17 protein-coding genes, 1 tRNA gene and 3 pseudogenes are annotated in these 19245 nt (G+C 59.5%); 8 read left to right on the forward strand and 13 right to left on the reverse strand.

All coding sequences use genetic code 11. From position 1 onward, the window contains the following. Positions 1 to 42 precede the first annotated feature (42 nt). The 3 genes from mbfA to JWQ24_RS12970 all read left to right on the forward strand — a co-directional run bounded on the left by mbfA (position 43) and on the right by JWQ24_RS12970 (position 2693). A complete protein-coding gene (gene mbfA / locus JWQ24_RS12960) occupies positions 43 to 1020 on the forward strand; it encodes an iron exporter MbfA (RefSeq protein WP_299808322.1) in 978 nt (325 codons plus the stop codon). A gap of 195 nt (positions 1021 to 1215) precedes the next feature. Beyond that, on the forward strand, positions 1216 to 1482 hold the full coding sequence (locus tag JWQ24_RS12965) for a DUF1127 domain-containing protein (RefSeq protein ID WP_299808324.1): 267 nt from the start codon (positions 1216 to 1218) through the stop codon (positions 1480 to 1482). After that, positions 1479 to 2693, forward strand: coding sequence for an MFS transporter (locus JWQ24_RS12970; RefSeq protein ID WP_299808326.1), 1215 nt, complete (start codon positions 1479 to 1481; stop codon positions 2691 to 2693). Before JWQ24_RS12965 ends, JWQ24_RS12970 begins: the two co-directional genes overlap by 4 nt. 84 nt (positions 2694 to 2777) lie before the next feature. Here JWQ24_RS12970 and JWQ24_RS12975 read toward each other — a convergent pair. The 6 genes and pseudogenes from JWQ24_RS12975 to JWQ24_RS13000 form a co-directional block, all read right to left on the reverse strand. After that, positions 2778 to 2966 (reverse strand): annotated as a pseudogene (locus JWQ24_RS12975) (DUF1259 domain-containing protein); the annotation flags it as partial. Between the two features lie 30 nt (positions 2967 to 2996). Then, positions 2997 to 4391 carry a chromate efflux transporter gene (chrA, locus tag JWQ24_RS12980; protein WP_299808328.1) on the reverse strand — a complete coding sequence of 465 codons (1395 nt, stop codon included), beginning with the start codon at positions 4389 to 4391 and terminating at the stop codon, positions 2997 to 2999. A gap of 52 nt (positions 4392 to 4443) precedes the next feature. Next, complete coding sequence (locus JWQ24_RS12985) at positions 4444 to 5121, reverse strand: family 16 glycoside hydrolase (protein WP_299808330.1); 678 nt, start codon at positions 5119 to 5121, stop codon at positions 4444 to 4446. Between the two features lie 22 nt (positions 5122 to 5143). Next, positions 5144 to 5521: a hypothetical protein gene (locus JWQ24_RS12990; RefSeq protein ID WP_299808333.1), complete on the reverse strand. Its 378-nt coding sequence runs from the start codon at positions 5519 to 5521 to the stop codon at positions 5144 to 5146. Positions 5522 to 5617: 96 nt separating this feature from the next. Continuing rightward, positions 5618 to 6112: an alpha-hydroxy-acid oxidizing protein gene (locus JWQ24_RS12995; protein ID WP_299808367.1), complete on the reverse strand. Its 495-nt coding sequence runs from the start codon at positions 6110 to 6112 to the stop codon at positions 5618 to 5620. A 138-nt stretch (positions 6113 to 6250) separates the two neighbouring features. Continuing rightward, positions 6251 to 7227: pseudogene (locus JWQ24_RS13000) on the reverse strand (TAXI family TRAP transporter solute-binding subunit). Between the two features lie 183 nt (positions 7228 to 7410). Here JWQ24_RS13000 and JWQ24_RS13005 point away from each other — a divergent pair. Continuing rightward, positions 7411 to 7486 (forward strand) — tRNA-Ile (locus JWQ24_RS13005). A 98-nt stretch (positions 7487 to 7584) separates the two neighbouring features. Here JWQ24_RS13005 and JWQ24_RS13010 read toward each other — a convergent pair. The 4 genes and pseudogenes from JWQ24_RS13010 to JWQ24_RS13025 form a co-directional block, all read right to left on the reverse strand. Beyond that, positions 7585 to 7844, reverse strand: a pseudogene (locus JWQ24_RS13010) (site-specific integrase); the annotation flags it as partial. A gap of 75 nt (positions 7845 to 7919) precedes the next feature. Further along, a complete protein-coding gene (locus JWQ24_RS13015; protein WP_299808336.1) occupies positions 7920 to 8345 on the reverse strand; it encodes a DUF4399 domain-containing protein in 426 nt (141 codons plus the stop codon). A gap of 21 nt (positions 8346 to 8366) precedes the next feature. Next, a complete protein-coding gene (locus JWQ24_RS13020) occupies positions 8367 to 9896 on the reverse strand; it encodes an SUMF1/EgtB/PvdO family nonheme iron enzyme (protein ID WP_299808339.1) in 1530 nt (509 codons plus the stop codon). 1039 nt (positions 9897 to 10935) lie between these two features. Then, positions 10936 to 11373 carry a hypothetical protein gene (locus tag JWQ24_RS13025; RefSeq protein ID WP_299808342.1) on the reverse strand — a complete coding sequence of 146 codons (438 nt, stop codon included), beginning with the start codon at positions 11371 to 11373 and terminating at the stop codon, positions 10936 to 10938. 219 nt (positions 11374 to 11592) lie between these two features. Here JWQ24_RS13025 and JWQ24_RS13030 point away from each other — a divergent pair, with 219 nt between their 5' ends. After that, positions 11593 to 11814, forward strand: a complete 222-nt coding sequence (locus JWQ24_RS13030; RefSeq protein ID WP_299808345.1) for a ribbon-helix-helix domain-containing protein — start codon at positions 11593 to 11595, stop codon at positions 11812 to 11814. 734 nt (positions 11815 to 12548) lie between these two features. Here JWQ24_RS13030 and JWQ24_RS13035 read toward each other — a convergent pair. Together JWQ24_RS13035 and JWQ24_RS13040 are read right to left on the reverse strand one after the other, a co-directional pair. After that, positions 12549 to 12872 carry a hypothetical protein gene (locus JWQ24_RS13035; protein WP_299808348.1) on the reverse strand — a complete coding sequence of 108 codons (324 nt, stop codon included), beginning with the start codon at positions 12870 to 12872 and terminating at the stop codon, positions 12549 to 12551. Positions 12873 to 12926: 54 nt separating this feature from the next. Further along, the gene (locus tag JWQ24_RS13040) at positions 12927 to 13160 is read right to left on the reverse strand and encodes a hypothetical protein (protein ID WP_299808351.1); all 234 of its coding nucleotides are present in this window, start codon (positions 13158 to 13160) and stop codon (positions 12927 to 12929) included. 579 nt (positions 13161 to 13739) lie between these two features. Here JWQ24_RS13040 and JWQ24_RS13050 point away from each other — a divergent pair. Together JWQ24_RS13050 and JWQ24_RS13055 are read left to right on the forward strand one after the other, a co-directional pair. Continuing rightward, positions 13740 to 15524 (forward strand): adenylate/guanylate cyclase domain-containing protein, encoded by a 1785-nt coding sequence (locus JWQ24_RS13050; protein WP_299808370.1) that lies wholly within the window; start codon positions 13740 to 13742, stop codon positions 15522 to 15524. 463 nt (positions 15525 to 15987) lie between these two features. Continuing rightward, on the forward strand, positions 15988 to 17151 hold the full coding sequence (locus JWQ24_RS13055) for an NAD(P)/FAD-dependent oxidoreductase (protein ID WP_299808354.1): 1164 nt from the start codon (positions 15988 to 15990) through the stop codon (positions 17149 to 17151). Position 17152: 1 nt separating this feature from the next. Here JWQ24_RS13055 and JWQ24_RS13060 read toward each other — a convergent pair whose 3' ends face one another. After that, complete coding sequence (locus JWQ24_RS13060) at positions 17153 to 18391, reverse strand: MFS transporter (RefSeq protein ID WP_299808357.1); 1239 nt, start codon at positions 18389 to 18391, stop codon at positions 17153 to 17155. A gap of 326 nt (positions 18392 to 18717) precedes the next feature. Here JWQ24_RS13060 and JWQ24_RS13065 point away from each other — a divergent pair. Next, the coding region (locus tag JWQ24_RS13065; RefSeq protein ID WP_299808373.1) for an FHIPEP family type III secretion protein at positions 18718 to 19245 on the forward strand (528 nt) is incomplete at its 3' end.

Here is a 19245-nt window from a genome sequence, read left to right on the forward strand (position 1 = left end):
ATGCCCCTAATAACTCTTTAGAATTATTCTAAAGAGATGCCCATGTTATTCGGCCTTCCGTCCAGGCGACGCTTTTCCGACCTTTCAGAGGCGGAGGTTTTGGCCCTCGCGATCTCGTCCGAGGAGGATGACGCGCGGATCTACGCGACCTATGCCGAGCAGTTGCGCGAAGCATATCCCGCGACATCCACGATGTTCGACGAGATGGCAGCCGAAGAAGACGGCCATCGCCAATTGCTGATCGATATGTTCCAGCGCCGCTTCGGCAAGGTCATCCCGCTGATACGACGCGAGCATGTGGCCGGCTATTACTCCCGTCGTCCCATCTGGCTGGTCCAGAACCTCGGTCTCGCGCGCATCCGGGCTGAGGCGGAGTGTATGGAGGATGACGCGGCACAGTTCTACGTTCGCGCAGCTCAAGCCAGCAGCGATCCCGACACACGCAAGCTGCTCGGGGATCTTGCCGCTGCAGAACGCAAACACGAACATCGAGCAGAGGAATTAAAAGAAGCGACGCTTGGCGGCGAAGCAGGGCATGAGGAGGATGACAAGGCTAAACGCCAGTTCATTCTAACCTGGGTGCAGCCAGGGCTTGCGGGTCTGATGGATGGGTCGGTATCGACGCTGGCGCCAATTTTTGCGACGGCCTTTGCCACCCAATCGACCTCAACGACCTTCACGGTGGCGCTCGCAGCCTCCGTTGGTGCTGGCATCTCGATGGGCTTCACCGAGGCCGCGCACGATGACGGTGTGATTTCGGGGCGCGGATCACCGCTCAAGCGTGGCCTCGCTTCCGGCCTCATGACTGCCATCGGCGGTCTGGGTCACGCCCTGCCGTATTTGATACCGGAGTTCTGGACTGCAACGGCACTTGCCGGGTTGGTGGTGTTCATCGAATTGTGGGCCATCGCCTGGATCCAAAACCGTTATATGGAGACGCCGTTCGTGCGCGCTGCGCTTCAGATCGTTGTCGGCGGCGCCTTGGTGCTGGCCGCAGGCATACTGATAGGCAGTAGTTAACGCGATCAGGCCTAAATCTGGGAGGAAACAAGCGGATGCGGTCCTGCGGGTATGAAACTTACCATGAGTGCAGCACAATCTCCTTCGCTTGAGTGCGAAAAGCTGACGTGATATCATGTCGATCTCGGGCCTTCGACAACCGCCCGATGAGCCATCGTGGCCAAGCGTTGTCTCGCTCCGTTATGGAGATGGGACATGTCTTGCGGCAACGCGACTCCTACATCGATACACTACCGAAAACCGGTATCAGCGTCACTTCCTCACCTTAAGTGGTCTTGGCAGATCCCACTTGAATGGCTGACCAAAATTGCCCGGCATTACGAGCGATGGTGCCAGTGTCGAGAACTTCTCGAACTTGATGACCGGCTCCTCGCCGATATCGGCCTGTCGAGGCAGCAAGTCGCCGAAGATGCCCTCAAGGTCACTCGTGTGCGCCTGACAATGTGGCACGTCCACAGATGATGGCCTTCGCTTCGCTAAAGTTGCGGCGAGACGTTCGCAATCTATATGCCGCCCGCGCGCTTCGTGGATTCGGCGATGGCTTCGCCATCATCATTCTGCCGGTGTATCTTTTGGCTATCGGCCTCACGCCCCAACAGGTCGGCATCGTCGCAAGCGCCTCCCTGCTTGGAACGGCCGCGCTGACGTTGACCGTTGGGCTCGTCGCCCCCCGTTACGACCTGAGAAACCTGTTCATTGCCGGCGCCGTGCTGACCGTCTTGACCGGACTGATGTTCCCGGTGGTTGAGACTGTCGCTCCGATTCTGCTCGTCGCCTTTCTTGGGACCATCAACCCTTCAGCCGGCGACCTGGGCATGTTGATACCCCTGGAACATGCGCTGTTGACGCAAGAGACGGCTGACCGCGACCGCACGCGCGTGTTTGCGCGTTACAGCCTGATCGGCTCGCTCACGGCAGCCGCCGGATCCCTGGCAGCAGCTCTGCCGGAATTTCTCGTCGCCAAGGGACTACCGGAACTCAGCGCCATCCGGCTGATGTTCTACGGATACGCCGTCCTTGGATTGCTGGCTGCGCTTCTGTACACCCGCTTGCCGCGAGACCATATGCGCGCGGCAAGCCGCCCGAAGTCGGCTCTGGGGCCATCCCGCAACATTGTCTACAAGCTTGCGGCCTTGTTCAGCCTGGATGCCTTTGCCGGCGGTTTCGTTGTTCAATCGTTGCTGGCCCTTTGGCTGTTTCAGCAGTTCGATCTCTCCCTTGCCGCCGCCAGTGCATTTTTCTTTGGCTCCAGTCTGTTGAGCGCCTTTTCCTTTCCGGTCGCGGCATGGCTCGCCAAACGCATCGGGCTGGTCAACACCATGGTGTTCACACACATCCCCTCAAGCGTCTGCCTGATCGCGGTGGCATTCTCCTCGAACCTGACGGTCGTCCTGGTCCTCCTGCTCATTCGATCGGCGTTATCGCAGATGGATGTCCCGACCCGCTCCTCTTATGTCATGGCCGTGGTGACACCGGCTGAACGTACCGCCGCGGCCAGCGTGACCGCCGTGCCGCGCAGCCTGGCGTCAGCCGTCAGCCCAGCCATTGCAGGTTTCATGCTGGCGGGATCATTTTCCGGCTTGCCACTTGTGATCTGCGGCGGCCTGAAGATTGTCTATGACCTGGCGCTGCTCGGGTTTTTCCGGCACACGAAGCCGCCAGAAGAGACGTGACGATGGAATTGGCGCGAAGGCACCATCGCGGCCTGCTTTATGCTGCGGTCGTCGGGCCAGTTCCTTCTGCAAGAAAGCGCGGCTTCAGCCCTTGGCAATGGCTGTCTTTTCCAAAGCCCCCCGGATGCCCCGCGCTAGTTTGATGGCATCGTCATCCGCCCGGAAGTGGACGAAAAACAGGCGAGGCTGCTCGCCCAGCATGCGGCTGTGAATCGCGGTCACTTCGATGTCGCCTGCACGCAGGGCGCGGATCAGCGGATTGACCTCATCCCCGTCACCAGAAAATCGCCATGGAATATCCCGTTAAATCAAGCCGGCGAGCCGAAGACAGGCGCCCGCGAGGCACGACCCCGCAAGCACGTACAACATCCCGATATTGAGTCGGAAGATTGCGACAGCGGCAGCTATGGCGAGAGCCAGAGCATAGGGATCCACGCTCGACAGAACCGGCATTCCGAAGGAAAGGCCGAAAGAGTTCACCGGCGCCACCTCCCGGAAAACCGTGTGGATCGCAAACCATATCGAAAGATTGAGGATGACGCCGACGACCGCGGCAGTAATCGCGGACAGCGCGCCCGCCAGGGCCTTGTTGCCGCGCAACCGCTCAATGAACGGCGCCCCCAGGAAAATCCACAGGAAGCACGGTGTGAACGTCACCCAGGTCGCGAGCAGACCGCCTAGCGTCCCGGCAAGCATCGGCGACAAGGAGCCGGGATCGCGAAACGCTGCCATGAATCCCACGAACTGCAAGACCATGATCAGCGGCCCGGGCGTCGTTTCCGCCATTCCGAGGCCGTCGAGCATTTCGCGCGGCTGCACCCAATGATAGTGCTCGACCGCCTGCTGCGCGACGTAGGCCAGAACGGCGTAGGCGCCGCCGAACGTCACCATCGCCATCTTGCTAAAGAAAATGGCAATCTGACTGAATACGTTTGTCTGACCGTACAGAGCCAGGAGCGTGAAGACCGGAACCAGCCAGAGCAGAAGCCAGACCGCGCTCACCCTCAGCGCACGCGAAATACTCGGACGCACATGATCGGGTAATTCATCGCTAAGGAGGCTATCGACGACGGCCGACTGTTTGCCGCCCTTGTGCTCGCTGCCGGCGAATTCGGGGCGGCCCATGCTGGCGCCGACATACCCAATCAAGCCTGCAGCGATGATGATGATTGGGAACGGGACGTCAAAGAAGAAGATCGCAACAAAGGCCACCGCGGCAAGGCTGATCATGATTGGATTGCGCAGGGCACGCTTGCCAACGCGAATAACCGCCTGAATGACAATCGCAAGAACGGCAGCCTTCAGGCCAAAAAATAACGCCTCGATGAACCCGACATTGCCAAAGGCTGCATAGATATAGCTCAGCCCCATGATCGCGATGACACCTGGCAGGATGAACAACCCGCCCGCCATGATGCCACCGGCCGTGCGATGCATCAGCCAGCCGACGTAAGTCGCAAGCTGCTGCGCCTCCGGTCCCGGCAACAGCATGCAGTAGTTGAGTGCGTGCAAGAATCGGCTGTCCGAAATCCATCGCTTCTCGTCAACGAGAATGCGGTGCATCACCGCGATCTGGCCGGCCGGGCCGCCGAAACTCAGCAGCGCGATGCGCAGCCAGACCCAGAAAGCCTCGCTGAATGTAATACCGTGGCCCAGTCCCTGGCCGTCGATTTTCTGATTCACGGGGATGTCGCTCATCTCAATCCTTTGTTGTTATCGTTATCGAAAGGGATCGGCTCAAAGCCGCCCATTATTTCCATAGCTCCGGCGGGGGAATCGGCGCGATGGTGACATGGTCGAACCGCGTGACGCTGTCGGATTTCGCCCATAGCCCGATGCGTCCCGCACGCGACAATGTCTTGTCATAGCCCGTGAACAACCAGACCCCGTCGAGGTAGACCGTGAACCGCTCGTCTTGCGCGCGAACCGCCAGCGTGTGCCACTGGTCGATGGTCACATCCGCGTCGATGCCGGCGATCTCCTCGAACACGCCATTTTTCACCAACACAAGCCGGGCGCGGTCCCTGAGCGCATCGATCTGGACGACGTAATAACTGGTTGGCGATGCCATCCTCAGCGCAATGCCGCCTCCCTGATCCGATTTTCCGGCGACCGCCTTGAAACGAAGATTGATGTCCGCGTCCTTCAACAAGGCAGACCGGTAGATCGCGAGCGAACCTCGCTCGTCAGTGGAGACTGCACGGGAGTGTTCGATGGCGGCTCCGCACGAGACGGTCCTATCCGGGACAACATTCCATTGCCTGCGTTCGCCGTCGAGGGCTTTGCCCAGATCGAAATCGGCCAGCGGGATCACCGCGCTGGCGGCTGAAATTTCAGCAGCAGTTTGTCCGTCCTGCGCATATGCTCCGGGTTGCGCACTGAAGATGTAGGCTATCGCAGCGGCTGCCAAAATTGATCTTTTCTTCACGACGTTCGTCCCTGATCGAGCTTCACTTCTGGACCGCAACGGCCGGCCAATTGTGCGTCTCGGTTTGCAGGCTGCGGCACCAGGTATAAAGCGCGTCGTAGATGGCCATACCGTGCTTCAGCATATCGTGGTCGTCCGGAAAATTTGAACTGGCGGCAGCCAGTTCACTACGCCAATCCTCAACGTGACCGGGTGAGCGTTGATGCGCCGGCACGACGAGCTTGTCCGACGGCGTCAAAGGAACCGGCCGCACGTCCACGACAACCGGCGTCGCGTCGGATCCTAGCCGGGCATATAGTTCTTTGGGGGAAATTGAGTGCCTGCTTCGGTCCATGCGCATCATCTCGACTAGTCGAGCGTTGCGCAGTGCTTGGACCGAAGTCTGAAGGGGAGACTGCATATTCCCCTTCCAGATTATTAATTTGCGCAGGTCGCAAAAGCAATAGCTACCTGAAGGATCCATTTTGCGGCATCGTTTGCACGCCTGCAAATTGCATTAGCGCGGATCATGATTGTCGAAGGTGAAGTTCGGCGGGAACGGCCGGCCGAGACGAATGAATTCGTCGCTGGCTCCCGGCCCCAGCGCGTCGGTAGTTATGATGATTGCGCTATAGCCGGCGTCGCGAGCGCGTTGCAGCAGGCTGCGCGTGACGCCGATATCCGCGTTGAAATAAAGCTGGAGCCATTTCGGACCGCTGCCTGCCTTGGCGATTGCTTCGAGAGGGTTTGCCGAGGCGCCAGATGACTCATAAATCGTGCCGGCGGCAGCCGCGCCGGAAGCCGTCCCAATCTCAGCCTCGGGACGCACAAAACCATGGGCGCCCATCGGCGCAGCGATGATCGGATACGGCAATTTGTGCCCGAGAGGATCGATGCCGAGATCGATATCCTTGGCGCCGATGCACGCCAGGCGATGCGTCAGGATCGGAAAATAGTTGAAGGCGCGCCGGTTCTCCCGCAGCGTCCACTCATCGCCCGATGAGTCCGCGATAAAAGCCTATGCGCCGGACGTCATCACCTTCCTCGCCTCCTGCCCGAGCAGTTCGAAGTTGATGATGTCGATGCCCTTGATCTTATGAATCCATTGATATTTGTTCGACGTTGGCGGAGAGGGGGGAGAATCCTGCGCCTACTTCACCAGCCCGATCTCGCGAAAATACTTCAGCACACCGGGATGGATGAGTGCGGCGTCCGGCGCCGCCGCCAGCGTATTCACCGCCGTCGTCTCGCTGGCCTGCGGCAGCCTTGCCGCGAACGCCACTTCTGCGCCATGCAGCGTTTTCGCCAGCCGGTAGGCGAGCTCCTCCGGCAAATCCTCGCGCACCAGAATGTAGCTCCATGACCCCAGCGAACGGATCGGCTCGTTCTGATGCGGATAGCTGCCGGCCGGCACCGTCATCGGCTTCAGGAAATTGTGCTTCACCTGCACCTGCGCGATCTCGGCCGCGGAGGGCGCAATAAAGCGCGCGCCGCCGGGGTGTCGGCCATCGCGCGAAAACCCGGCCAGCCGAGCCCGGCGCCCCACAAAGCGGCGACGCGGCCGTCCCGCACCATCATCGGGCCATCGCCGGCGCGATCGAGATACACCGCCTGAAAATCGCTGTCCTGTTTCAGCCCGAGCCCGTCCAGCACGTAGCGCGACAGGATCACCAGCCCGGAGCCTTTGGCGCCGAACGCAACAGGTTTCCCGACCAGATCGCGAATCGTCCGGTACGGGCTGTCGGCGCGGACGACGAACATTCCGGGGTTGGAATAGATCGCGGTGAGAATCTTCAGCCGGGTCGGCGCGCGGCCGATCCCCATGAAGGCCTCGTAGGCCGGCTCGCCGGCGACCAGCGCGATGTCGAGCGAGCCGGCCTCCAGCAGCGGGATGTTCTCGGTCGAGCCCTTGGTGTTTTGCGTGACGATGCCGAGCGTCGGGTCGGCTCTGTTCATCACCTCGGCGAAGGCGTCGCCATACAGCGGAAAGCCGCCGCCGGGGGTCGCGGTGCCCATCCGGACCGGGGTTTGCGACATCGGCCTGGCTCCTTCTTGCGCCGCGGCGCGTCCTCCGACCAAAGCGCAGCCGGCGATCAGGGCCGAGCAAACCCAAACGATGCGTTTCATGCGGACCCGACCTTCAGCCGACTGGATTCGGCGGCCGGAGAATGGCGCAAGGCGGTGGCTCCTGCCAGCCTCCCGATCGATCGCGCTGACCGCGAGCCGCGCCGGCCCAGGTTTCCCGGCCTGGACGATTGCCGGATCGCAGCCGGCGCTGTAAGGGGATCAGGCACCGCATGCGCGCCTGCGGGGCCTGTAGCTCAATGGTTAGAGCCGACCGCTCATAACGGTCTGGTTGCAGGTTCGAGTCCTGCCGGGCCCACCAATGATTTCAATGACTTGGGCAGCTTCGATCTCATCAACCTCTTCCCAAACCAACGCAACAACCAATTTTTCCCTTTTTGGCGTTACTGGCCGCGATCCCATCGCATTGGCCGCACCACGCAAATGATCAGGGTGGTGGTGGCCATATGTATCCCGCAACGTCTTCTCACTCATCCCTAAAACCCGGCGGCCTCCGACATCGGCGCAGTCCGCGGCATCAGCCACGTGGCTGCAGTGTGCCGCAACGTGTGCGGGGTTACGTTGCCTGCGATCAGATCCAGTCGCGCGAGGCGTACACCCGTCGGAAAACCGGTCTTCACAGACGCAACCGCTTTGCCGTGCCACTCGACAAAGTGGGAGTTCGACAACACCCGCTCCACTCCTCATTTTGCGGACTGCTCTGGCGGTCTCTCAATAGAGCTGCTGCTCGCCCGCTACCTTATCGTTACCGTGATTTTTTCGGAAACCACGGGAGGGCTAAATGGGTAGTGACTTCCGTCTCCGAGGACGAGTTGCAGGGTGTGCTTTCCGGATGGCAATTCTATGCGGGCTTCCGTTTGCCCGGCGCCAAAGTGCAAATGGTTCTTATCTTGAGGGATCGGCTCCTTCGGATCGATGGCATCTGATACATCAATCAGCAGATGATGATGTCCGCTGTTTTGAAAATTATCACCGGCGTGGGTCACGCCCATATTACGCAAGCCAAAGCGACACCAGAACGCCCCTTTTATCTTGCTTCCAGTCTGCGGCCAGACAAAATACAAAACAGCGTCCTTCGGGGCTGGCCTGCCTTGAGCGTGTGCTGGCACGGATATCAGCATCATGGTCGAAGCGAGAAATACCAGCGGAAGATTTTTCATGATGCATTCCTCGGAACCAGACTAGGGCGATATCGCTATACGCAGGCCGTGGGTTGGATATCTCACATTCGTATCGTAACTATCGCGATTGGACGGGCGCACATAGCGAACGTCATTCTTCCACGACCCTGACCGAAGGACGTGAGAACCGCAGTCATTCTCGACCCACGCCGAACCATCAATCGGCGCTCCCTGATAGTTTCTGTGACCACAGTCTTCCACCCATTGGTCCACCGTACCTCCCATGTCGTAAAGCCCGAATGGATTTGGTTTGAACGCCCCTACCTTGCCCGGTTGATCAGTTGAGGGAACACCGCTACAGCCCTTGCAATTGGCCATCCCCACCCGGGATTCATCTCCCCACCAATACTTCGTTTGCGTACCGCCGCGGGCAGCATATTCCCACTCGGCTTCAGTCGGGAGGCGGTAAGGTTTACGCGTCGCTCTGGAGAGCCAGGCAACATACTGCTTTGCATCGCTCCAGCTCACATTCGTCGCTGGCGCATCATCACTGCCGACTACCTCCAGCGCACACGCCTTGGCTATTGCGCACTCATTCCACTCTCGAACCGTAACCGGCCTCGCGCCTATAGCGAACGGCTTGATCGTAACCTTGTGAACTGGCTTTTCCGAGATATCATCGTTACTCCCCATCGCGAATGTACCGCCGGGGAGTGCAATCATTTCGGGCTCTCGCGCTGCCTGCGGCGGGGCCTGCGAGGGCGTCGGCGCCGCCGGGCTCTGCTGCGATTGAGTGGTCTCGATTTGCGTTCTGGGCGAAGCAGGCGGGACCTCTTTCAGCACTTCTGCCTGTCGCGGTCCAGGATTTGCAGCGCCATCGGCAACCTCCCCCGTATGACTTCTATTTGCGAAGAACCACACGGTACCGCTCGCAATCACCAACAACATTAATGTTAGAAGGGCGACCAAGAGGCCCTCGCGGCGCCGACGTGCCTTATTGAAGGCGGATGGGTCCGGGAGAACTCGATACACTCTCACCGGATCTGTGATGTTCTTGATTTTGCGGTCACCTAGCGATTCATATCCGCAGACAATTTTGTGCTTGATCTGCTCGTAGACTCCGCCCGAGATGTAGACCTGCCCCGGTTCAGCAAGCCCCTCTAGGCGGGCGGCAATATTAACTCCGTCTCCGTAAACATCACCGTCTTCTATGATCACGTCGCCTAAATTGACGCCTATTCTGTAAGACATCCACGCGGGTTTTGGTTGGGATGCATTTCGTCCAACCATACTTTGTTGGATGACGATTCCGCATCGCACCGCTTCCACCGGACTATCGAAAATCGCAATAAATCCGTCGCCTGTCGTTTTGACCAACCTGCCAGAATGCTCTGTGATGGTGGGTTCGATTAGGTCCCGCTCGATCCGCTTTACGCGCGCGTGCGTACCTTCTTCATCCAGCTCCATCAACCGGCTGTAACCAACTATGTCACCGACAACGATAACCGCAAGTCGTCGCGGCGTCAGGCCGGATGAGCCTTGCGTTTTGTTATCAGTGCTGGGATGGATGCTACTAATATCACCCCGCATGCGACGTGCCTCTCGCAACCTAAAAGCTTCGTCTCGGCTCCCACTCAAAGTTCGGACACACCAAGGTATCCGCACATCGCCCCGATCAGTCAGCCGCGATATGCGTTCATAGTTGCTGCCGTATAAGTCTCCGCCATCGATTTCTCGGTTCACCAAATTTTTTGCAGATCGTGACACTCTTCTGATGCGTATGCGGCATTCGCACGCTACGGCAGACACCGCTGGACACCGGCTTATCGCAGCGGGCATGCTGAACGGACGGGGGGCATCGGCCCTTGCGCCAGTGATTTGGTTCCGGAATTGAGACCACAACGAGGCGCGACTGGCGACCAGCCGGCGAATGGTGCCATTGTAAGCTGGCTTCAGGCCTGTGCAACGGCACGTGCCTCCCTAAGGTCTTCTATTTGATGGTCTAGTCTGTGAAGCGACATCAGCAATTCGATCAGCTCACGGAAACTGCAAGTGCGCGTCTGTACGCTTTCTAATCGGTAAACGAACGCTTCACTAACCCGCCGTTCCGCTTAGGGAATCAGCAGTAGTTGACGGTCAACATCTCATGGAAATGGTGGGTCTTAACAATTCCTGGTGGAGGCCGACATGTCCCACAAATCAGGATTCGCACGAACAACGATAGCTCGACCAGCGAAATGGCTACCAAAAGGCGCATCGCAGCCTCGGGACTGTCTCGTGATCAGCTTTGACGCTTCTAGTGCATGCGTCAGTTTCGATTGTTCAGAATACGCCGTTCTTCCCCTCACGTTCGAATTGAGCTTCGACAATTTCCATACGTGCTGGTCATGCCGCGTTGTCTGGCAGAGCTTCGGCATTACTGAAGTGACATGGCGCATCGCTTAACATAGATCGGGATAACCGAGCGGCAGGCTTTGCCAAAGCGACCTTCGCTGTCTCTTGCTTACCCGTGCATAAGAGCGCATCGCCTAGAGGCTGTCGTCGAGCTGAGGTGGAGACATAAAAGCCCGCGGCGCCCCTCTTTTGAGCTTTTGGCGAAGTTACAGTCCTGCTTGCGCCTCTGTCCCCTTCAATTTGCACGAATGCGCGTGATCGCCCCGGCAACTGCTTGCATAGCCACTCCCACGACCCAGCAGACTACAATCAGGATTACTCCAAGCGTGGGCGGCTCGTCGCGAAGTGCGATAAGACCAATGGATGCAAACGCTGCAACTGCAGCGATAAATGTACCGACGGCGCTCAGAAATTCGGCCATATCAGCTCTGCCATGCGTGCTGGCGTTTGAGGGATTTGCGCTCTGGCCATAAACAGCATGCGGCGGCGTATCGATTCCCAAGTAGAAACCAAATGCACCGCTTACCATCATGATGAGCAAGAAGCCTTCCGATCTGAAAACGGGCAAGCTGGAACCCACTTGGACGGCCACCAGCAATCCACACGCCGACCCCACCATAGCAAGGCCTAGGCGTTCAAAGAAATGCGCTGCGCGTTTCACACGGGTTTTCATCATAATAACCAGCGATGAAGACTTTAACAGGAGATGGTATGCCTATGACCGGCTCAGGCCTATCTGTTCCTCGGCGCGCGCCATCTCTCTCAACGCTCTGAAAGAGACCTAGTTTAGAGCGCGCCCATCTAATCGCAGCCCCTGTTCGGCAACCTGCAACGCGGGCAACCGGGCGCAGCCGCTTTGCAGAAAGTAACATAGGACGGGAGGCATAACACGATGAAATCTCCAATCAAAAAACGATCTGTGTTCGTCTCTGGTCGCAAGACCAGCGTCAGCCTGGAGGCGGAATTCTCGACAGCCCTCAAAGAAATCGCGAAGTTCAGAAACATTACTCTCAGCGCACTCATTTTCGAGACTGATGAGGCTACCCAATACGGGAATCTCTCGTCGTCCTTGCGGCTATCCGCCTTGGCTTATTATCAGGATCTCGCACGCTAAACGCACTACGGCTTGGTCGATGCCACAGGGATAACGGCGTTGCGCATTTGTCTGCTGCAGCGCACATCGGCAGCGGCTGACGGCGGGGCGACGGCGGACATTGATATAACGTCGCTTTCTCTGTCGCATTCGACGCACAGAGAAAGGCTGCTCTTCTCGGTGTGATTGCGCGTTCTTGGATGGCGGGCGGCGATACTGCGGCGAGGGCCAAACTCACGTACACACGGCACGCAGCCACAAGCTATTGAGGCCGGGATTCTGTTCTAATCGTCCCCAACCACGATTGTTGTGCTGCTCGCCCCCGACGACCGGCGACCCCACTGTCGCGCTCACGATGACGTCGCCACAAAAGTGTCCTGCCAGCCTTTGGACCACTGTTCGATCCATTTATGGGCTACCTCTGCCGACGTGAATACACCGATGATCTTCTTTGGCGGGCGACCCGACCGCGTCCCGTTTCCACCCAGCCGAGTCCACCTGTCATCTCGCGCACAGCCAAAACAATATCACTTCGCATCTAGGGCGGTCACTATGCGCTTGATTAGCGAGAGTTATCATCGGCCAACGCGATAACAGCCCTCTCTGCGGAGACAGTCTCACGAATACACAAAACTCAATGCCGACTATTGAATTACTCGCGCTGAAGGTGGCGCTTATTCGATCTGGCAATGCTTCGAAGCCTCATAGACATGAACGGCCTCAGTCGAGGGATCATTCATGCAGCGCGGCTCGATTCAGTCAGCCATTAGGATCAATGTAACAGCAAAGGTCGCGCCCGGCAGTTTCTTAACGGATCCGGCGCCCGAAGCTATCCTAGCTTTTGACCTCCCTGCAATTTCAATCTCGACTTGATCCACAGGGAAAAGCCGCAAGTCGCCCGGAGAGTGGCGCTCGGTGGCAATCGTCGCTGTAAAGAGATCACCGTGTTGTTCATAGGTCCCACGATAGCTTAGTACGGTGTCACCGCCGCTGATACGACCGCCGTCGAGGGATATCACAGCCATCCCCTCGTCGAGTTCGGACCTGAACCAAGCTGAATAACGTCCATTTTGGAGCATGCCATTCCTTACACCCGCCCGGTGCAGCCCGCCGTAAGTTTGAGCGGCTCAGAGCTATTTATCACCCACTTTCCATAGCGGACCGCTCATCGACGAGTTACCCGCGATACCGCTGTCAGCTTCCAACTGCAACGGCTGAGGAATTTCGGGAAGATCGGACACTAAAGTAATGGCCTTAGAAATGAGTGAGACTACGGGTTGCAGCTCGGCGCGCACAGCGCGGTTTCGAACTAGCACCAGATCGTTCTTTAACAGAATGAGTTGAGCGCGACGCGAGACTTCGGACATTAAAAGCTCCCTTTGGCATTGGGAACCGCCCAAGCTTTGCATCATTAAATTTGATGTCGCTTAGATAGTCATTCATACATCTGGCTGCATCCTATATGTCGGCAAATCTGCCATGCCGCGCGGTCCTGTGCTGCACCCCATGTTACCGTTGCGGGTCAGGGGCCGGGCTTGTTGAACTTCCTATAAGGCGCGCTTCACGACCTTGGCGATTGTAGCGCGACTGCAGCCCGTAGCGCGCTGCACGGCGGCCCATGATTGGCATCCCGCAATCAGCCGCGCTATCCTGTCGTTCCGTTCGGTATCCTCGGGACGTCCTTTGTAACGCCCTCAACTTTCGCCTTGGCTTGGCCCCGCGCCTGCCGACGCCGCCGATCATCGTAATCCGTCCGAGCGACTGCAGCGAGCATATCGAGCAGCATGCCGTTGATGGCTTCGAACATGCGCGGGCAACATCGGCACGTCCGAAATGTGCCAACAGCCGACATGAGCGCGGCCCGCGACGCCCGGACGTCTTTGGCGTCCTTGTTGGCGCTGCGACCGGATTTGTCGTACCACGGACCCTGGAAGGGGCTGCTGAGTATGGAGCAAAACCGGATAAGGGTCGAACGACGGTTGTCAGCGATAATGGCCGCTGACGTGGCTGGGTATTCGCGCCTCATGGGTATTGATGAGGTCGGCACCGCCCGAAGCCTTCGTGAGCACCGAGCCGTCTCCGATGCTCTGGTCGCCAAGCATGGCGGCCGTATTGTGAAGACCACGGGTGATGGCTTGTTGCTAGAGTTTGCCTCGGTCGTTGATGCGGTGGAATGCGCGGTCGCGGTACAGGGGGTTATGGCCGAGCGTAACATGGGCGTGCCACAGGACCGGCGCATGTTGTTTCGGATCGGGATCAACCTCGGCGACATCTTAATCGAGGGCGACGACATTCTCGGTGACGGCGTCAATGTCGCGGCACGACTTGAAGGTATCGCCGAGCCCGGTGGCATTTGCATCTCGGGTTCCGCCTACGATCAAGTTCGCGAAAAAGTCGCGGTTGAATTCGCCGATTTGGGCGAGCGGAGCCTCAAGAACATCGCTCGTCCTGTGCGAGCTTTCGCCGTGGTCCGGGATCGACTCAGCCTGAACATGCAAGTTGGCCGTGCGATACCGAGCCTGCCTTCGGCTCCTCGTCTTTCCATCGTGGTATTGCCCTTCGCCAACATTGGTGGCGATCCCGAGCAAGACTATTTCGCCGATGGCGTGACCGAGAGCCTCACCACGGATTTGTCGCGCATCAGCGGCTCATTTGTTATCGCCTGCAACACGGCCTTCACATTCAAAGGCAAGGCCGTTGACGTGAAGCAAGTTGGACGCGAATTGAACATCCGATACCTTCTCGAAGGATCGGTACAGCGTAGCGGTAACCGGCTTCGCGTGAACGTACAGCTGGTCGATGCCGGAACCGGCAATCACCTCTGGGCCGAACGTTTTGACAAGCCAGTGGCTGATTTGTTCGACATGCAAGACGAAATCGTATCGAGGCTCGCAAATACGCTGGATGCGCAGCTTATTGCGGCCGAAGCACGGCGAGCGGAACATTCGCCAAATCCCGATTCGATGGATTTATTTTTCCAGGGCAGGGCTTGGTTTAACAAGGGGCTAACTCCTGAATTGATGACACAAGCGCAAACTTTCTTTCAACGAGCTTTGACGCTTGATCCCGGAAACATCGATGCGATGCTTGGTCTGGCGATGGTCGATGGGGCAGTTGGGGCTGCGGATATGACCGACAACAGGCTGGCGCGATTTGCGGACGCCGAAACGACCTTATCCAAGGTGTTGTCCCTCGCACCGAATAGCCCTGTAGCCCACTTGCATCTGGGTCTAGTCTTCATGTTAACGAAACGCCCGGCCCAAGGCATCGCGGAATGCGAGCAAGCATTAGCACTAGATCGTAATTCGGCGGGGACTCATGGTCTCATTGGCTACGCCAAGTATCTGCTCGGTCGTGGCGGAGAAACTGAACACCACATCAACGAGGCATTTCGCCTTTCTCCGCGCGACACAATTGCGCATGTATGGATGCTGTGGGCCGGCCTCGGCAAGGCGCAGCTCAATGCCGGCACCGAAGCCGTCGCGTGGATGCACCGGGGGCTTGAAGCGAACCGAAATTTTTCTGCCGCGCATTTCCATCTCGCTGCTGAGCTCGCGCTTCTTGGTGAGCTGGACCAGGCGCGGGCAGCGGTGCAAGCGGGACTCGCGCTCGATCCAAGCTTCACAATCCGGCGTTTCAGAGCCGGCACAGCGACCGACGATGCAATTTACCTTGCGGGGCGCGAGCGCAACTATGAGGGCCTGCGGATGGCCGGGGTTCCCGAAAATTGAACGACCAGCGACTGCGATGATGGCGACGGGTCCGCTGTGGGTCAATCGCTACCGAAATGGCCTGCCCTCGCCCGGCCCGCTTTTACCCCGATAGCCGCATGACGGACGAAACGCAGACCCGTCCGGTCGAGGCCTTGTTGGCAGTCCGCGGCGGTCTTTTATGCCACCAGTTATCCGGCAGCCCCCCGTGAACAAAAGCGCACAAACGTGAATGATCTTGATCGGGAAACGCTGAATTTGCTCGGATTTCCCGATAGAGTCATGCGCTCATAACGGTCTGATTGCAGGTTCGAGTCCTGCCGGGCCCACCACAATCGCCGGGCATATGTCGGCCTCACTTTCGAGCCAGCGCCCGTCCGTCATGCCACCGAGCCTGTTCATCGATCACACGCCCTCTCCTGCATCGATTCAGCCTTTCTTTGCCAATGCTGGCCATAATGCCGCAGGTCAGCAGGACAAAACGATGCGTTATGCGGATATTGCGGTGGTCGGTGGAGGCCTCGCCGGTTCAACGGCTGCGGCAATGCTGGGGCGCGCCGGGGTGTCGGCCGTGATGATCGACCCGCATGCCAAATATCCGCCCGACCTGCGCTCCGAAAAGATCAGCACCAACCAGCTCGAGCTGTTGCGCAAGACCGGCCTCGTCGATGCCGCGCTTCGCGCCGGACGGCATGATCGCCAGATCTGGACCGCGCGGTTTGGCTACCTGATCGACAAGAAGCCCAGCGAGCAGTTCGGCATTCTCTACGACACCATGGTCAACGCGATCCGCGGCGAAATCCCGACCAATGTTGACACGATCGAGGCCAAGGTCACGGAGATCTCGACCGGCCCCGGCCGGCAGACGCTGACCCTCTCCACCGGCGAGCAAATTTCCGCGCGGCTGGTGATCCTGTCCAGTGGGCTGAACATCGGGCTGCTGCACCAGCTCGGCATCGATCGCCAGGTCATCAGCAAGTGCCACAGCATCACCGTCGGCTTCGACATCGCCCCGGTGGGACGCCCCGCCTTCGATTTTCCGGCGCTGACCTATTTCTCGGAGCGGCCGAGCGACCGCTCCGCCTATCTGACGCTGTTTCCGGTCCCCGAAGGCATGCGCGCCAACCTGTTCGTGTACCGCGACATGGAAGATCCCTGGCTGCGCGAGATGCGCGACGCGCCGGAGGACGCCCTGCACCGGCTGTACCCGCGGTTGCGCACCTTCACCGGCGAATTCAGGATCACCAACAAGTTGCGGATTCGGCCGGCCGATCTCTATGTCTCGACCGGCCATCGCCAGGCCGGTGTGGTGCTTGTCGGCGACGCCTTCTCGACCTCCTGCCCGTCCGCCGGCACCGGCACCGACAAGGTGTTCACCGACGTCGAGCGGCTGTGCAACGCCTACATTCCAGCGTGGCTGGCCACCGACGGCATGGGCGCCGACAAAATCGGCGCATTCTACGACGACCCCGCCAAGGTGGCCTGCGACGCCTGGTCGAACGCCACGGCCTATCATTTCCGCTCGGTCTCGATCGGCGAAAGCCTGCCCTGGCAGGCGCGCCGCTGGGCCCGGTTCCTCGGCCGCCGCGGACAGGGCCTGCTGCGTCGTCTGCGCGCCCAGGTGCGCGGCGAGGCGGAGGCAGCCTAGCTCAGGCGGCCAGCGCCAATCTCTGCCTGGCTCGCCACAGCAGGCTCACCATGATCACGACGTTAAGGGCATTCCAGCCGAGGCCGTTCATGAAGGCCGCGGCGTAGGAGCCGGTGGCGTCGAAGATCAGGCCGGAGATCCAGCCGCCCAGCGCCATGCCGACGACGGTGCCAAGGATCACGATGCCGACGCGGGTGGCGGCTTCCGAGGCCGGCATCGCCTCGCGGATGATGATCGCGTAGCCCGGCACAATGCCGCCCTGGAACAGGCCGAACATCGCCGAGATCGCGTAAAGCGACGCCATGCTGTCGAAGAACAGATAGAACAGCAGCGCGATGCCCTGCATGACCGAACCGAGCAGCAGCGTACGAATGCCGCCGATGCGGTCGGCGAGAAAGCCGGAGCCGACGCGGCTGATGATCCCGCAAGCCAGCATCAGCGACAGCATTTCGGATCCGCGCGCCGCGCCATAGCCGAGGTCGCCGCAATAGGCCACGATATGCACCTGCGGCATCGCCATCGCCACACAGCAAGCAACGCCAGCAACGAACAGCAACGTCGTCAGCGCGTTGCTGCCGAGTTGCAGATCGATCCGCGGCGGCAGCGCGTTGACGTGGCTGCGGCGCGAACCGGCGCCCATCTGCATCCGCAGCACGATCAGCAACACCAGCATCAGAGCGCAGGAAACGAGACCGATCGCGGCATGGGTGAACCGCCAGCCGTGGGTCTGGATGCCCCAGTTCACCAGCGGCGGCCAGAACGCGCCGCCGATATAGCTCCCGGTGGCGGCAATCGACACCGCGATGCCGCGGCGGCGCTCGAACCAGTGCGAGGCCTCCGCCATCAACGGCCCGAACGTCGCCGACGACCCGGCGCCCATCGCAATGCAGATCAGGTTGAATTGCCACAGGGCCATCGACTGCGAAGCGGCCAGATAGCCGAGCCCCATCAGGAAGGCCGCCAGCGCCACCGTCGCGACGATGCCGACGCGATCGGTCAACCGGCCGGCCGCCACGCCACCGATGCCGAAGCCGGCCATCGTCAGCGTAAAGGCCAGCGAGGCCCCGCCGCGGCTGGCGCCGAATTCGCTTTGCACCGCCGGCAGCGCCACCACCACCGACCACATGCCCACAGAGCCGACCGAACCGATCAGCAAGGCAATGCCAAGCCTGATCCACGCCTGACGTGAATCGGGGACGAATTGGGCCGTTAACGGCCGAATCTTGAAATGATTTTCCACGGGCGGCAACTTCGTCGGCCGCCACGCGTCCGTCAAGCGACATGCCGAAGGAATAGGCATGCGGAAACAGTGCAACAGTGGAGATGCGTGCGGAGCCGCGCGCGGGCACGTGCAAAGCCATATGCCGCGGCCCAAAAATCCGAAAATTAACTCTTTGATAACCATAAGCACGGCAAAAATTGCCGAGTGGAGTCGCGTCTCGTCAGCCGATCGGGGGAATGCCCGTGGAAGCCAGTGCGGTGCCTCAATTTCGAACCGGTGGCCTTGCGGCCGCCGCCCAGGTGTTCGGCACGCGCGAACGGTTTTCGCGAGAGGAAGCGGCGACGATGACGGATTTGGTGGCGGGATCGGGATTGGGCGCGCCGAAAGCGGGCTTCACCTTCGCCGATTTCCGCACGATGGTGTTACGTGGCGATCTGGCGCTGGCGTTTGGCGTGCTGACCATCCTGGTCGTGCTGATCATGCCGCTGCCGGCTATCGTGCTCGACCTGTTCCTGGCGATCTCGATCACGATGTCGATCCTGATCCTGATGACCTCACTGTTCATCCAGACGCCGCTGGAATTTTCGTCCTTCCCGACCGTGCTGCTGATCTCGACCATGATGCGACTGTCGCTGAACATGGCTTCGACCCGGCTGATCCTGTCGCATGGCCACGAGGGTACCGCCGCCGCCGGCCACGTCATCGAGGCGTTCGGCAATTTCGTGATGGGCGGCAACTTCGTCATCGGCATCATCGTGTTCGCGATCCTGGTGATCGTGAACTTCGTCGTCATCACCAAGGGTTCGGGCCGCATCGCCGAAGTCGCGGCACGTTTCACCCTCGACGCGATGCCCGGCAAGCAGATGGCGATC

Source organism: Tardiphaga sp. (genome assembly GCF_028290495.1).
In the GTDB taxonomy this organism is placed as follows: Bacteria; Pseudomonadota; Alphaproteobacteria; order Rhizobiales; family Xanthobacteraceae; genus Tardiphaga.